We start from the raw sequence: 14590 nt of genomic DNA, 5'->3' as shown, positions 1-14590 counted from the left end.
CGTCATTCCTCCATCACATAAGCAGCAGCCGCGGCTACCCGCGCTGCAGACACGCACACATCAACAAGTTGATGATGTACCTCAACATCCTCCGCAGGGCATTCCACCCGCACCCACGGCAACTCCCCCACCCGGGCCGTCGTGGCCTCCAGGTTCTCCGAGGAGGTCAACACGACCGCCCCACGAGGCGGGCCGGCAGGCGCCGCGGCAGGATCGTCGAACTCTGGGTCAAAGAAAATATCATCAACCCGTGGGCTAAAAGTATGTGCCGCGCGCAGCACATCGGTCAACGCCGCACCATGAGCGGTCACCCCAGCATCGCACAACCAGGCCGCGGCCAATTCGGCAACAGTGCGCCACACTTCCCCATCGCCGGCGAACACCACACTGCGACCGCGCACCCACTCCGCAAGCTGGCGGGCCGGGTTGACCAGCAGATCCCGCTCCGCCGAACAGGCAATCGCCTCCGCATCCACCGCGTCTGCCACATCACGCAACACCGCAGCCGGGCCTAGCCCAGATACCCCGGCACCAGTCAGGGTGGCGAAAACAGCACCAATATAGCCACAAAACGACCCGATTATGCTCATCGTGGGCCGCTGGATAAGCACCGTCGACGAGCTGGCGGCATGGCGCACCGGGCCCTCATCCGGGCCGACTAATACCGTGGCGGCACCGCGGCGGTCGGCCTCGGCAAGAGAACGGGCGGCTAGTTCATCGCCCGGGTCGTCGGTAAGCACCATGACCAGGTCCAGCGCACCAGTAAAGTGCGGCACATACCGGGCCACCATAATCGGGCACCGGGCATCACTGGCCAAGGCGACAACGGCCTCAGCGGCCAGCCGCGCACGGGCCTCACCGGTGATGAGAATGACGCTGCGGGGCATGCCTAAACCAGACAGCGGGCCATCGGCAGCCGAGGCGGCGGCCCGAAGATGAGCGCCCTCGGCGGCGGCGGTGAACAGCATGCTGCGCATATCCATACCCTTCAGTGTGCCCCCTCAGGGCCCAAAAATGGGATGCTAGGCGCGGATAATGCCAAGAATCTCGTCGCGCAGCGCCGCCATGTCTTCTGCGGTTTCGGCTTCAACGTTCAGGCGCAGCAGCGGCTCCGTATTGGACGCGCGCACATTGAACCACGCCTTCGAATCAGCCACCCCGATGGTCAGCCCGTCGAGATAATCAATGGAACGAGTCCGGTCGACGAAAGCCTGCGCCACAGCTTCCTGGCGTTCCTTCTGCTGCTCGGCGCTGTCCAGGCGGGAGTTAATCTCTCCGGACTGGACGTAGACGTCGTACTTGGCCTTCAGCTGCGACAGCGGCACGTCGGTTTCAGCCAGCGCGGCGAGCACATGCAATGCCGCGAGCATCCCGGAATCGGCATTGAAGAAGTCCCGGAAGTAGTAGTGCGCGGAATGCTCACCACCGAACACAGCATGGGTGCTGGCCATCTGGGCCTTAATGAAGGAGTGGCCCACCCGGGTGCGCACCGCAATGCCACCCAATTCCGCAATCAGCTCCGGCACCGCAGCTGAGGTGATGAGGTTGTGGATGATGGTCGCACCTGGGTCATCAATGAGACTCCGCTCGGCGATCAGGGCGCAAATAGCCGAAGGCGACACCGGCTTGCCTAACTCATCGACAACAAAGCAGCGGTCAGCATCACCATCGAAGGCAATACCGATATCGGCGCCCTGGTCGACAGTGAATTTCTGCAGGTCCTCCAGGTTTTTCGGCTCGAGGGGGTTGGCCTCGTGGTTGGGGAAATTGCCATCGAGCTCGAAATACAGCTCCCGCAGGTCAGTGATATCGCCCAGTACTGCCGGGGCGGTCAGGCCGGCCATGCCATTGCCCGCGTCGACAGCGACGGTGAGCTTGCGGCCAGTCACCGGGGCCAGGCCGTGCAGGAATTCGGCGTAGCCGGAGAGCATGTCGCGGTGAGTGATTTCGCCGGGCTGGACATCGTCGGCCACGGCGGGCACCCCGTCGACGAGCATGTCGGCGATATCGCCGAGTCCGGTGTCCTGGCCGATGGGGGTTGCCAGGGCGCGGCAGAGCTTAATGCCGTTGTACTTCGCCGGGTTATGGCTGGCGGTGAACATGGCGCCGGGCATATTCAGCTCGCCTGAGGCGTAGTAGAGCTCATCGGTCGAAGCCAGCCCAATGAAGACGACATCGAGGCCACGGCTGGTGACGCCTTTGGCGAAGGCGGTGGCCAATTCCGGCGAGGAGTCGCGCATATCGTGCGCGATGACGGCGGATTCCGCATTGTCTTGGGCGATGAGGTGGCCGAAGGCAGCACCGGCGTCCTCGGCGAACTGGGCGTCTAATCCCTCGCCGACGACGCCGCGGATGTCGTAGGCCTTAATGATCGCATCAATCTCGGAGCGACTACGCGTGGTCATTGCTCTCCCGTGGTTGTTGAAGTGGGCCGCATCGGGCCCAGGCACAGGAAGGTGAGTTTACTCCGGGTCGGGGACAGCGCGAAGATGCGCGCGGCGCCGCGAGGGGTGCCGGTTCGGCGGATTTTCTTGCCAGGTGGTGCGACCTTCTTCACGCAGCACCAGTCCGGTGGCCTGGCGGCCTGCCTCGCGCACGGCCTCGGCCAGGGCGGTGAGGTCTTCGTCGGAGTTTTCCTGGGGGATGTCGTAGCGGACTAATTCCCACCCCCACGGGGCGGTGATTTTCTGCGCGTGTCGATCGCAGAGGTCCCAGCTGTGCGGTTCACTGGCAGCAGCCAATGGCCCCACAACAGCTGTTTGTTCAGCGTAGGCGTAGGTCAGGGTGGCCACGGCAGGTTTACCGCAGCCTGGACGGGAGCAGCGACGGAATTGACTCACGCCGGAAAGTCTAGACCCAAACTTGAGGTTTAGACAGTCGGATTATGACTATCCCCCATTTTCCACCCACCACAGCACCCCACAAGCAACCCCCTACCCCAGACTCAACCACGCTTTGCCGACGCCGCCCTGCGCGCCGACGCCACAACCGCCACCACGCCGCCTAACCTGATAGGCCATGAGCACAATGCGCAATCACGACCGCCGCGGCCACGGCCTACGCGGTCCGCTATTGCCGCCGGAAACCCCGCGCTGGCGCAGTCGCCGCGAAGCCTTCGACCAAGCAGTGCTCAACGCCTACGCCCCCATCGAACAACGCTGGCGCGATCACCTCACCCACCTCGATATCGCTGTCGACACAGTGCCCCGCATGCACGTCCGACCCGGCACCGTACTTCCCGACGAAATCGCCGCCGACGGGGCAGTGCCCCTAGGCCGCCTCATTCCCGCCGGCGTGGACGAAATGGGCCGACCCACCCGCCCCCGGATTGTGATTTTCCGGCGCCCCATCGAACTGCGCGCTGGCGGCGGCGCTGAACTCGAAGAACTGCTCTCGCGTGTGCTGGTGCAACTTGTTGGAGTGCACCTCAACCTCACCCCGGAGGTCGTTGATTCACGCTGGCACGACTGGACTGAATAAACACCCGCCCCGGCCGTCGGCACGCAAAAACTCCCAGCACACCACTGCGCTGGGAGTTCATTGTGGATCTGGGCTAGGCCACCTGTCGCACTAGCCGAGACGCTTCTTCAGGCGGCGGCGCTCACGCTCAGAAAGGCCGCCCCAAATACCGAACCGCTCATCATTAGCCAGGGCGAATTCCAGGCATTCATCACGAACCCCGCAGGCGCGGCAAATACGCTTCGCCTCACGGGTGGAACCACCCTTTTCCGGGAAGAAAGCTTCCGGGTCGGTCTGGGCACACAGTGCCTGTTCTTGCCAGTCCTGCTCAACTGCTTCGAAGAGGTTGGGAAGATCGCCAGTCCAGTCAGCCAGCGGGCGGATATGTTCCACCGCGGTCGCGTCATTCACGCGAGCTTCCCCCATATTCGTATCGAGCTCGGCTTGGCCGCGCACGCTGGCGTCATCCATGTACCCGGCCCTCCCGTCGGCGTAGGTGTGTCAATTGCATTGGGTGAATACCCAATAATTACGGCCTGTGCCGCAATCACATGATTGTGATTACACACGTGAAACCCAGGTGTGGTCAAGCGCTTTGTGACATGTAAAGCGCGACACGCCGATCATGCAGGGGAAACTTTTCCAAAATTCCCCCCGCTTCGGGGATCAATACCAAGTTGAGGGTTCTGCATTAGTCGCCGCGGACGCGGCGCATAACGGGTAAACCCCCTACACATCAGTGGAAAAACGCACGCCACCGTCGGGAATCGTCACCCCAGGCCACACTCGCGCACCACCAATAAACTCACAGCGCGCACCGATATCCGCGCCCTCACCAATCACCGCATCACGGATCACCGCACGCGGCCCAATCGTGGCACCAGCGGCAATAATCGACCGCTCAATCGTGGCCCCAGCACCGATATAGGCACCATCGAAAATCACCGCCTGATCCAGGCGACAACCAGCGGCAATCTCCGCGCCACGGCCCACCACCGTGCCGCCATACAGCAAAGCCCCGCCCCCTACTGAGGCCGAAACGTCAACGAGGCTTTCCCCATGCGAGCCGTCCAATAGTGGCGACGGCGCAATACCGCGCACCAAATCCGACGACCCCCGCACAAAATCAACCGGGGTACCCATATCGCGCCAATAGGAATGATCCACATGGCCGAAAACCCGTGCATTCTGCTCCAGCAGGTTCGGGAAGACCTCACGCTCCACAGACACCGGCCGCCCATCGGGAATATCCTCAATCACCGAGCGGCGGAAAACATAACAACCAGCATTGATCTGGTCAGTCGGCGGGTCCTGGGTTTTCTCCAGGAATGCCTCCACCCGGCCATCGGCGTCAGTAGTGACACAGCCATAGGCGCGCGGATCAGCCACCCGCACCAGATGCAGGGTCACGTCGGCGTTATTCGTGATATGCGTATCGAGCACCGCGGTGAGGTCTGCGCCGCCGAGTACATCGCCGTTGAACACCATCGCAGTGTCATAGCGCAGCCGGTCCAACACATTGCGGATACCGCCACCGGTACCGCGCGGCTCATCCTCATGGACATACTCGATCTCCAGGCCCAGGTCCGCGCCGTCACCAAAATGCTCCCGGAAAACCTCCGAGCGGTACGACGTCCCCAACACCACATGGCGCATACCGGCATCGCGAATGCGGGCCAGCAAGTGCGTCAAAAAGGGCATACCCGCAGTCGGCAACATCGGCTTGGGGGTATTCACCGTCAACGGGCGCAGGCGAGTGCCCTTGCCGCCGACAAGAATGACCGCATCAGTCTGGGCGGTGTCTACCATCGTCCAAAACCTCCTCCGGGCGCCCCACGTACGAGCGTCACCTGTAGTTAAAGTTCATTCCTACGCCGCGCCAGCCCGAGAAGGATGGAGGCGCGCAGAGCCAGCCCGGCGCGCAACCCCCATCGCAGGGGAGCCCACCGCCACCCCGGGGCCCGGTCCGCATTGAACCGGTATGCCGACTCATGGTGCGCCCGAATAGTGCGGGCCTTGAACTTTTTCGCGCTATGGCCCTGGTCATGATGGATCTCCGCCGCCGGGCAGAAAATATTGCGCCACCCCGCGCGCCCCAGCCGGTCACCGAGATCCACGTCCTCCATGTACATGAAGTACCGCTCGTCGAACCCCCCGATCTCATCAAAGGCCGCCCAGTTAAGCAGTAGGCACGACCCCGACAACCAGCCAGCATCGCGCTGCCGGTCCATAGCACTGTCTCCGTGGTAGCGCCGCGAGAACGGATTATTCGGCCATACCCCAGACAACACCGCATGTCCCGTGCCCCCAATAAGCGTGGGCACCGCGCGTGCCGACGGGTACACCGAACCGTCGTTTTCGCGGATCAGCGGCCCGACGCTACCGGCATCCGGATTGGCGCTAGCGCACTCAAGCAGCGCGTCAATAGCCCCCTCGGCGAAAGTCACATCCGGGTTCACAAGCAAGACCACATCGCCGCGGATAAGACCGTCGGCACGCATCCGGGCCAGCTCAGCAATACCGCGATTAGCTGCCGCGCCGTAGCCAATATTTCCGCCCGTGGGCAGGAAATGCACATTGTCATAGGCCTCAGCTACAGCCTGCGGGGAACCATCAGTAGAACCATTATCGGCGAGGATGATTTCCGTATTCGCCGATAGCGACTCAACCAGGGCAGGCAGATGCTGCCCCGGTGAGTACGTCACTGTCACAACACCCAGGGGCAGCGGAGTTCCGGCGTTTTTCACCCATCCGAGCTTAGAGCAGGGCCCGGCGCAGCCCATCGCGCCACTCCGGCAGCCCTTCGTAGCCCGCGGCCACCCAGGCGGACCCATCCAGTGCCGACCATTGCGGGCGCGGCGCCGGGCGCGGGAACTCCTCCGTCGTACACGGCACCACTCGCTGCGGGTCAGCCCCCACCAGCTCGAACACCTCGCGGGCCAGCCCACACCAGGTCGTCACACCACTATTGGTGAGATGAAACAGCCCCGGGGTGGGGCGCTTGGCAAGGGCAATCAGCGCGTCGGCAAGGTCGCCGACAAATGTGGGGCAGCCGTACTGGTCATCGACGACACGAATGGTGTCCTGCGTGGCCTCCAGGCGGCGCATTGTGGTGACAAAATCCGGTGTGCGCCCGTCGTATAGCCACGCGGTGCGCACAATCGCTGAGCGTGGGCATACCTGTTGTACTGCCCGCTCCCCCGCGAGTTTGGTGCGCCCGTAGACGGTGCGCGGGGCAGGTGTATCGGTGGTCGACCACGGTCGGGCGGTGCCGTCGGCAAGCACCTGGCCATCAAATACGTAATCGGTCGAAATATGGATGAGGAACGCCCCGCTAGCCGCACATGCCTGCGCCAGATACCCCGCACCGGCCTCATTCACCGCCGCCGCGGCCTGCGGATGGGACTCTGCATCATCGACGGCTGTGAAGGCCGCGCAGTTAATCACCACGTCGGCGGAGCCAAGATCGGGGTGGGCCATAACCGCCGCGCGGTCGGTGATATCCAGCTCAGCACGGCCCAGTCCGCGCACGCCGCGGGCCGTGAGTGCGGAGCCCAACTGGCCGCCCGCCCCCACGCAAAGCACACCAGGATGCGGCATTACTGGCCCCCTTTCACTAAAATGACGTTTCCAGTATGTGCGAATTATGGTGAACCCAGCATAATGAGCCCGATATTGTCCACCGGTGCGCAGGAGGTACCACGTGAGCGCGACGCCACAACGGCCCAGGCATGCCCGGGCTATCCAGGCTCCTCCATCGCGCACCAGGGATATCTCCCAGGCCTTGCCGGCCTCGGCGCGCGGTGTGTTGATCTTCTTCTCGCTGATTTGTCTTGGCCTGGCCGCCATCGGTTGGACCACCCTCGGCCGTGCCGCCGATAACCTCAGCTCCGGGGGCAATTTCTCCCTCGGCGCGGAAAAAGACGGCGCCACCGACATCTTGTTGGTCGGCTCTGATTCGCGTACCGACGCAGAAGGCAATGCGCTGTCGCCGGAGGAGATCGAACTGCTGCGCGCCGGCGATGAGACGGCCACCAACACTGACACCATCATGGTGATCCGTGTGCCCAGCGACGGCACCTCCGCCACGGCTATCTCCATCCCGCGCGATACGTATGTCAGCACTCCGGCGCTGGGCAACGTCAAAATCAACGGTGTCTATGGCCTCACCAAGGAAGCACGCGCCGAGCAGCTCATCGCCGATGGCCGCTCCCCTGAGGATGTGGAAAAACTTTCCACCGAAGCTGGGCGGCAGGCGCTGATTAACGCCATTGATGACCTCACCGGTATCGCCGTCGACCATTACGCCGAGGTGGGCCTGCTGGGGTTTGTGTTGCTTACCGACGCTGTGGGCGGCGTGGATGTGTGCCTTAACGCCCCCGTCTACGACGAGTTTTCCGGCGCGGACTTCACTGCCGGCCGCCAGACCCTGGGTGGCGCCGATGCGTTGTCCTTCGTCCGGCAACGCCACGGCCTGCCGCGCGGCGACCTGGATCGCATTACCCGCCAGCAGGCTTTTATGGCCTCATTCGCCAATAAGCTGCTCTCTGCTGGCACCTTGTCCAACCCGGCACGCCTTAATGAGCTCGGTGGTGCGGTGCGGCGTTCGGTGGTGCTTGATGACGAGTGGGATGTCATGGGATTCGCCACCCAGATGCAGGGCCTGACTGGCGGCAATGTCATCTTCGACACTATCCCGGTGACCTCCATCGACGGTGTCGGTGACCACGGTGAATCTGTGGTGACTGTGGATAAGGGTCAGGTGCACAAGTACTTCGAGAAGCTGCTCGACACCGATGATGAGAGCAGTACGGAGTCCGAGGCCCCCGAGGCAGTCAATTACGATGCCGCCAAGGTGACCGTCAGTGTGTACAACGCCACCTTCACTGACGGACTGGCCGGGCGTGTTTCCGATCTTTTGGCCAAGGACGGTTTCGCTGTCGGCGATGTCGCCAACGCCGAGTACACCGGTGTGACCATGAGTCAGGTCAACGCCACCGACACCGGCGACCCGGCCGCGTTGGCTATCGCCAAGAAGCTCGGTGACCTGCCTGTGGTGTACGACCCGTCACTGCCGCCGGGCAATGTGTCGGTCACGTTGGCCGGTGATTACAACGGCCCCGGTCTTTATTCCGACGACTCCGCAGAAGCCGGTGCTGCCGAGGCTGACTCCGCTGACGCCGCAGGGTCCGGCGAGGTCGTCGGCGACGAGGGCGGCGCGCCTGCACCTGAGCCCACCACCGAGCCGATTGATGCTGGTGGCAACGGCCCAATGTGCGTGAACTAGGCACTCGTGGCCGGTCGAGGTTTTCCGGTTCCGCGCTGAGACCAGTCACCGGCACACCCACACTCCACATATAAAAACAGCCGGCCCCAGCACTAACTGGGGCCGGCGTTTCCTGCCTTAGCTGCGGGTTATGCCCCGCTCGTTGGGCAGGCTGTTCGCATTAATCGCGGTAGAGCAGCAGGGCATCGCCCTGGCCGCCGCCGCCGCAAAGGCTGACCCCGGCACGGCCGGAACCGCGGCGGGCCAGTTCCATGGCGGCGGTGAAGGTCAAGCGGGCACCGGAGCAACCAATGGGGTGGCCCAGGGCGATCGCGCCGCCGTAGATATTGCACTTCTCGTGCGGGTAGTCCAGCTGACGCAGCGACTTCACAGCCACCGCAGCGAAGGCCTCATTGATCTCAATGAAGTCCAGCTCATTGGCCTCCCACCCGGCGCTGTCCAGCGCGGCCTGCAGCGAATCAGCAGGCTGGGCGTGCAGGGAGTTATCGGGGCCAGCGGTCTGACCGGCCTTACCCACCACGGCCAGGTAGTCCAGGCCGTGCTCTTCGGCGTAGCGACGGGAGGTCAGCACCAGGGCGCACGCACCGTCGGAAATCGGCGAGGCGTTTCCGGCGGTGATGGTGCCACCATCGCGCACGAACGCCGGACGCAGCTTGCCGAGGGACTCAGCGGTGGTGTCCGGGCGGATGCCCTGATCGGTGTCGACAACCACCGGGTCGCCCTTGCGCTGCGGGATTTCCAGGGGTGCGATCTCCTCAGCGAAGATGCCTTTCTCCTGGGCGGCGGCGGCGCGCTGGTGGGATGCTGCAGCAACCTGGTCCTGGTCGTCCCGGGAGATGCCGAGGTCATCCAGCGGGCCCTCAGTGAGCTCACCCATGGAGATGGCGTCGAAGGAGTCCACTAGGCCATCGCGCATCAGAGAATCTTCCATGCTCAGCGGGCCGTAGGCCTTGCCCTTGCGCACGCCACGGGCGACGTGCGGGGCGTTGGTCATGGATTCCTGGCCGCCGGCGACGACAACATCGGCCTCGCCGAGGCGAATCATCCGAGCGGCGTGGATGACCGCGTCCAGGCCGGACAGGCACACCTTGTTCACAATCTCGGCAGTAACATTCCACGGCAGGCCAGCCTTGATGGCAGCCTGACGGGCCGGGTTCTGGCCAGCACCGGCGAGGATGACCTGGCCAAGCACGACGCGCTGCACGTCCTCGGGCTTCAACCCCGAGCGCGCAACGGCGTTCTTGATGGCGTGGGCGCCGAGATCGACGACCTCAAGCGGGGCTAACTGGCCCAGCAGTTTACCCTGCGCAGTGCGGGCACCAGCAATAATGACGACATCGTCGGGGCTGGCGGCGGGGAATTCGCTCATAATGTGTTCTCCTTACAGGGAATTGCTTGCATCATCGAGGTCGACAACAAATCTAGCTTCAGTCTTCGCCTCAATCTCCTCCACTGTCACACCAGGGGCGAGGCGCCGAAGAATGAGGTGATCGGTTCCAACATCGAAGCTACCGAGGTCGGTAATAATCCGCTTCACCACCTTCGCACCCGTGAGGGGTAAATCGCATTCTTTTACCAATTTTGGGCTGCCATCTTTAGCCACATGGTCGGTGAGCACGATGACGCGCGGGGTTCCGGAAACAAGGTCCATGGCACCGCCCATGCCTTTGATCATTTTTCCCGGGATCATCCAGTTGGCCAGGTCACCGTTCTCAGCGACTTGCATCGCACCAAGAACGGCCATCTTCACGTGCCCGCCGCGGATCATGCCGAAACTGGTCGCCGAATCGAAGACAGCAGCACCGGGCACCAATGTCACGGTTTGTTTGCCGGCATTGATGAGGTCGGGGTCCTCCTCCCCCTCATACGGGTAGGGGCCCATGCCGAGGATGCCGTTTTCGGATTGCAGGATGACACGCACTCCTTCGGGCACGTGGTTAGCAACCAGTGTGGGAATGCCGATACCCAGGTTGACGTAATCACCGTCGGAGAGTTCAGCGGCGGCTAGGGCGGCCATATTCTCGCGTGTCCACCCATGCTGTTGGGCCTGTGTGGGACTCATCGGGCTTCCTCCTTGGGGCGCACGGTGTGCTTTTCGATGGGCTTGTCAGTGCGGGTGGTTGTGACGACGTGGTCGATGTAGACGCCCGGGGTCATCACCCGATCCGGGTCGATATCGCCACGGTCGACGAGGTTTTCTACTTCCGCGATGGTGATGCGCCCAGACGCTGCACACATGGGGTTGAAGTTCTGCGCGGTCGAGCGGTAAACGAGGTTGCCGTCGATATCTCCGGTGTGGGCGTGCACGAGGGCAAGATCGGCGACAATGCCGCGTTCTTGCACGTAGGTTTTGCCGTCGAATTCCGCGTGCGGCTTCCCTTCGGCAACAAGCGTGCCGACGCCGGTGGCTGTATAGAACGCAGGAATACCGGCTCCGCCCGCGCGCAGGCGTTCTGCGAGAGTGCCTTGCGGGTTGAACTCCACTTCGAGTTCTCCCTCGAGATATTGGCGGGCGAATTCCTTATTTTCACCGACATAGCTGGAGATAGCCTTTGTGACCTGCCCATTTTCCAGGAGCACGCCAAGGCCTAGGCCGTCGATACCCATATTGTTGGACACGATGGTGAGGTCCTTGGCACCGCTTTCGCGCAATGCGTCGATGAGGTCATATGGCACGCCGCACAGACCGAAGCCACCAACGGCGATGGTCATGCCGTCCTGAGCAAGCTCGGCGATGAGTTCGGTGGTGTTGTTATGGACAACGCTCATGATTTACACCCACCCCAGGACGCGCGGGGCCATCTCGCGCAGCTGAACTTTGCGGACCTTGCCGGAGGCGGTCATCGGGTATTCGTCCACCACCTGCACATAGCGCGGGATTTTGTGGCGTGACAGTTTGCCTCGGGCGAACTCAGCCACCTCGTCGGACGTAAGATCGTCGACGTTGTCGTGCAGGATGACCCACGCCATGATTTCCTCGCCATACTTATCGTCGGGAACGCCAATGACCTGCGCGTCGACAATGGCTGGGTGGGTGAACAAGAACTCTTCGATCTCGCGGGGGTAGATATTCTCGCCACCTCGGATGAGCATGTCCTTGATGCGGCCGGTGACTGAGACATAGCCTTCTTCGTCCATGACACCGAGGTCGCCGCTGTGCATCCAACCGTCGGCATCGATGGCTTCGGCGGTCTTCTCCGGGTGGCCCCAGTACTCCAGCATTACGGAGTAGCCGCGCACCACAATCTCGCCCTGCTCACCCCGCTTGACTGGTGCACCGGTCGCTTCGTCGATAATGGCGAGCTCTAGATGTGGCATGACCTGGCCGACGGTGCTGACGCGTTTTTCCAGTGGGGAGTCCGCGCGGGTCTGGAGGGACACCGGGGAGGTTTCGGTCATGCCGTAACAGATGGCGACTTCATTCATATTGAAGCGGTCCATCACCTCACGCATGGTCTTTGATGGGCAGGAAGTGCCAGCCATGATGCCGGTACGCAGTGAGGAGACATCGTAGGGGCTGCCGTACTCCTCATGATCGTGCTGCTCTTCGAGGGCGTGAATGAACATTGTCGGTACCCCGTACAAAGAAGTGGCCTTCGCTGAGTGCACGGCTTTGAGCGTTTCGCGGGCTTTAAAGGTCGGGGCGGGGATGACAATGCACGCACCGTGGCTGATGCAGTTGATGGTGCCGATGACCATGCCGAACGTGTGGAAGAACGGCACTGGCACGCACACCCGGTCTTCTTCGGTGTAGCCAAGCAACTCACCGATGAAGTAGGCATTGTTCAGGATGTTTTTGTGCGAAAGGGTCGCCCCTTTGGGGAAGCCTGTGGTTCCAGAGGTGAACTGGATATTGGCTGCATCATCAGCGGAGATACCGTCCGAATACTCGGTGAGGTCCTCGATATCGCTGTGCACGAACTCGTACCACTCCGATGAACCAAAGTAGAAGATGTCCTTCACGTTGACGCCGCGCTGTTTGCGGGCCTCGTTGAGCATGGTCCGGTAGTCCGAGTCTTTAAACCGGCGGGCGGCGAACACACAGCTCACACCAACCTTTTCTAGGACGTAATTGAGCTCGTGCTGGCGATAGGCCGGGTTGATATTGACCAACACCAGGCCCACATGGTGACAGGCGTACTGGACCACAACCCATTCCCAGCGGTTGGTCGACCAGATACCCACCCGGTCGCCAGGGCGATAACCAGCGCGTACCAGTGCCGAAGCCAGGGACAGCACCTTGCGGTAGAGCTGTTCGTAGGTCAGGGTCTTATCGGCGTAGACATCAATCATGGCGTAGCGGTCCGGCCACCGTTCGACAATATTGCGGAGGTTGTCGCCGAGGGTTTCATTCCGCAGCGGGGCTGCGCCCTGGTCCACACCTGCACCGAAGACATGGGATAGCTGGTTGCCTTCGTCATCAACGACGGTGCGGCCATAAGGGGTGGGGATTGTCTTGAGATCAGTCATGGCAGTGTCTCCTTAAACTGCTCTGCGGAGGATGGCTTCGGCCTGGCTGACCAGAGGCGCGTCAACCATCTGGCCGGCGAAACTGAAAGCGCCGGAGTTGTCTTTAGCGGCCTCAAGCAGGCCTGTGGCCCACTCGATTTGTTCGTCGGTAGGCCGATAAGCCTGCCGAATGATGGCTACTTGGGATGGGTGGATACAGCAGGTGCCGACATAGCCCAGGGCGGCAGCATCATCGGCCTCAGCGCGCAATCCGTCGACATCAGCAATGTCAACGTGAACGGAGTCCAAGGCGCTGACGCCTTGCGCCGCGGCCGCCAGGTGCACGTGGGCGCGGGCATATCGGGCCACGTCGCGGTACGTGCCGGTGCTGTCACGCGAGTGGGTGCCGCCCAAGGCTGCGGTGAGGTCTTCGGCACCCCAAAACATGGCGACGAGGTTGTCAGCGCTGGCGATATCGAGGGCGTTTAACACGCCCCTCGGGGTCTCACACAAGGCAATGACGTCGAAGCCGTGCAGGGCAGCGATCTGGGACGCGGACTCGGCTTTAGGCAACATGACGGTGCGGAACGGGGTCTTTTTCAGCGCCGCCAGGTCCTCGGCGTGATCCGGACTATCGGCTGGGTTGATCCGCACGATGGTGCGCTCGGGATCGAGGTCAGTTGCCGCAATATTGGCGCGGGCCTGGGTGCGGTTTTCCGGTCGGCAACCATCCTCAAGATCGAGGATGACAACGTCGGCCCGCTGCGCTGCCTTGCCGAAACGCTCCGGGCGGTCCGCCGGGGCGAAGAGTAACGCCGGCCCTGCGGGGAACCAGGTGTGGGAGGTCATAGTGCGTCCTCCCCTTCGGGTCGGCATTGCACCAAGGTGGCCCGCACCGCCCGACACACCACAGTGCCGTGTTGATTGCGGCCGATGTGCTCGAGCTCGACGATGCCCTGACCCGGTCGAGATGCACTGCGCCGGGTAGAGCGGCAGATAGTCTCGCCATAGAGTGTGTCTCCGTGTTTCATCGGCGCGGGGAAGGTCACCTCGGTGAACCCGAGATTGGCGACAATGGTGCCCAGGGTGAGCTGGGCCACGGAGAGCCCCACGAGGGTGGACAGTGTCCACAGTGAGTTGACCAGGCGTTCGCCGCCGAAATCGGCCTGCTCTTGGGCCCAGGCCGCATCGAGGTGCAGCGGCTGATCGTTCATGGTCAGCGTGGTGAAGAGGACATTATCGGCCTCGGTGGCGGTGCGGCCGGGCCGGTGTAGGTAACGCACCCCGGTTTCGAATTCCTCGAACCATAGGCCGCGCTGAACTATATGGCGCATCGCGTCGTCGGAGGTGCCTGGCGTGTATGGGGTATTGGCGGTGGTCATGGCGAATCCTCCT

General features: G+C 62.6%; 15 protein-coding genes. 2 read left to right on the top strand and 13 right to left on the bottom strand.

Translation table 11 applies throughout. From position 1 onward, the window contains the following. Positions 1 to 2 precede the first annotated feature (2 nt). From KRX51_RS02600 to KRX51_RS02590, 3 genes are read right to left on the bottom strand one after another with little or no spacing between them, the layout of a single operon-like run. The gene (locus tag KRX51_RS02600; RefSeq protein ID WP_218361387.1) at positions 3 to 983 is read right to left on the bottom strand and encodes a hypothetical protein; all 981 of its coding nucleotides are present in this window, start codon (positions 981 to 983) and stop codon (positions 3 to 5) included. A 39-nt stretch (positions 984 to 1022) separates the two neighbouring features. Beyond that, on the bottom strand, positions 1023 to 2405 hold the full coding sequence (locus KRX51_RS02595) for a phosphomannomutase/phosphoglucomutase (protein WP_218361386.1): 1383 nt from the start codon (positions 2403 to 2405) through the stop codon (positions 1023 to 1025). Between the two features lie 57 nt (positions 2406 to 2462). Further along, positions 2463 to 2840, bottom strand: a complete 378-nt coding sequence (locus tag KRX51_RS02590) for a DUF3499 domain-containing protein (RefSeq protein WP_218361385.1) — start codon at positions 2838 to 2840, stop codon at positions 2463 to 2465. A 178-nt stretch (positions 2841 to 3018) separates the two neighbouring features. Between KRX51_RS02590 and KRX51_RS02585 the strand changes: the two genes are divergently transcribed. Next, the gene (locus KRX51_RS02585) at positions 3019 to 3480 is read left to right on the top strand and encodes a metallopeptidase family protein (protein WP_218361384.1); all 462 of its coding nucleotides are present in this window, start codon (positions 3019 to 3021) and stop codon (positions 3478 to 3480) included. 90 nt (positions 3481 to 3570) lie between these two features. On the opposite strand, the gene KRX51_RS02580 is transcribed toward KRX51_RS02585, so the two are convergent. The 4 genes from KRX51_RS02580 to rfbD form a co-directional block, all read right to left on the bottom strand. After that, complete coding sequence (locus tag KRX51_RS02580) at positions 3571 to 3930, bottom strand: WhiB family transcriptional regulator (RefSeq protein WP_304505729.1); 360 nt, start codon at positions 3928 to 3930, stop codon at positions 3571 to 3573. Between the two features lie 258 nt (positions 3931 to 4188). Then, complete coding sequence (locus tag KRX51_RS02575; RefSeq protein WP_218361383.1) at positions 4189 to 5268, bottom strand: sugar phosphate nucleotidyltransferase; 1080 nt, start codon at positions 5266 to 5268, stop codon at positions 4189 to 4191. Between the two features lie 47 nt (positions 5269 to 5315). Beyond that, positions 5316 to 6206 carry a glycosyltransferase family 2 protein gene (locus KRX51_RS02570; RefSeq protein WP_370624988.1) on the bottom strand — a complete coding sequence of 297 codons (891 nt, stop codon included), beginning with the start codon at positions 6204 to 6206 and terminating at the stop codon, positions 5316 to 5318. Between the two features lie 10 nt (positions 6207 to 6216). Continuing rightward, the gene (rfbD, locus tag KRX51_RS02565; RefSeq protein ID WP_218361381.1) at positions 6217 to 7059 is read right to left on the bottom strand and encodes a dTDP-4-dehydrorhamnose reductase; all 843 of its coding nucleotides are present in this window, start codon (positions 7057 to 7059) and stop codon (positions 6217 to 6219) included. A gap of 103 nt (positions 7060 to 7162) precedes the next feature. Between rfbD and KRX51_RS02560 the strand changes: the two genes are divergently transcribed. Continuing rightward, positions 7163 to 8746 (top strand): LCP family protein, encoded by a 1584-nt coding sequence (locus tag KRX51_RS02560; RefSeq protein WP_218361380.1) that lies wholly within the window; start codon positions 7163 to 7165, stop codon positions 8744 to 8746. 160 nt (positions 8747 to 8906) lie between these two features. Here the strand turns inward: KRX51_RS02560 and KRX51_RS02555 are convergent, their stop codons facing one another. The 6 genes from KRX51_RS02555 to KRX51_RS02530 are packed head-to-tail and all read right to left on the bottom strand — an operon-like array spanning position 8907 to position 14577. Continuing rightward, positions 8907 to 10115: an acetyl-CoA C-acetyltransferase gene (locus KRX51_RS02555; protein WP_218361379.1), complete on the bottom strand. Its 1209-nt coding sequence runs from the start codon at positions 10113 to 10115 to the stop codon at positions 8907 to 8909. A 12-nt stretch (positions 10116 to 10127) separates the two neighbouring features. Continuing rightward, positions 10128 to 10808 carry a CoA transferase subunit B gene (locus KRX51_RS02550; RefSeq protein WP_255549350.1) on the bottom strand — a complete coding sequence of 227 codons (681 nt, stop codon included), beginning with the start codon at positions 10806 to 10808 and terminating at the stop codon, positions 10128 to 10130. Then, entirely contained in the window at positions 10805 to 11515 is a 711-nt protein-coding gene (locus KRX51_RS02545) for a CoA transferase subunit A (protein ID WP_218361378.1), read from the bottom strand. Before KRX51_RS02545 ends, KRX51_RS02550 begins: the two co-directional genes overlap by 4 nt. 3 nt (positions 11516 to 11518) lie before the next feature. Next, the gene (locus KRX51_RS02540) at positions 11519 to 13216 is read right to left on the bottom strand and encodes an AMP-binding protein (protein ID WP_218361377.1); all 1698 of its coding nucleotides are present in this window, start codon (positions 13214 to 13216) and stop codon (positions 11519 to 11521) included. A gap of 12 nt (positions 13217 to 13228) precedes the next feature. Beyond that, complete coding sequence (locus tag KRX51_RS02535) at positions 13229 to 14044, bottom strand: CoA ester lyase (protein WP_218361376.1); 816 nt, start codon at positions 14042 to 14044, stop codon at positions 13229 to 13231. Further along, entirely contained in the window at positions 14041 to 14577 is a 537-nt protein-coding gene (locus KRX51_RS02530; RefSeq protein ID WP_218361375.1) for a MaoC family dehydratase, read from the bottom strand. The genes KRX51_RS02535 and KRX51_RS02530 overlap by 4 nt, the downstream gene beginning before the upstream one ends. Positions 14578 to 14590: the final 13 nt, after the last annotated feature.

The organism is Corynebacterium sp. TAE3-ERU12 (assembly GCF_019209905.1).
Taxonomy (GTDB): domain Bacteria; phylum Actinomycetota; class Actinomycetes; order Mycobacteriales; family Mycobacteriaceae; genus Corynebacterium.
This window is presented reverse-complemented; position numbering and strand designations above follow the sequence as displayed.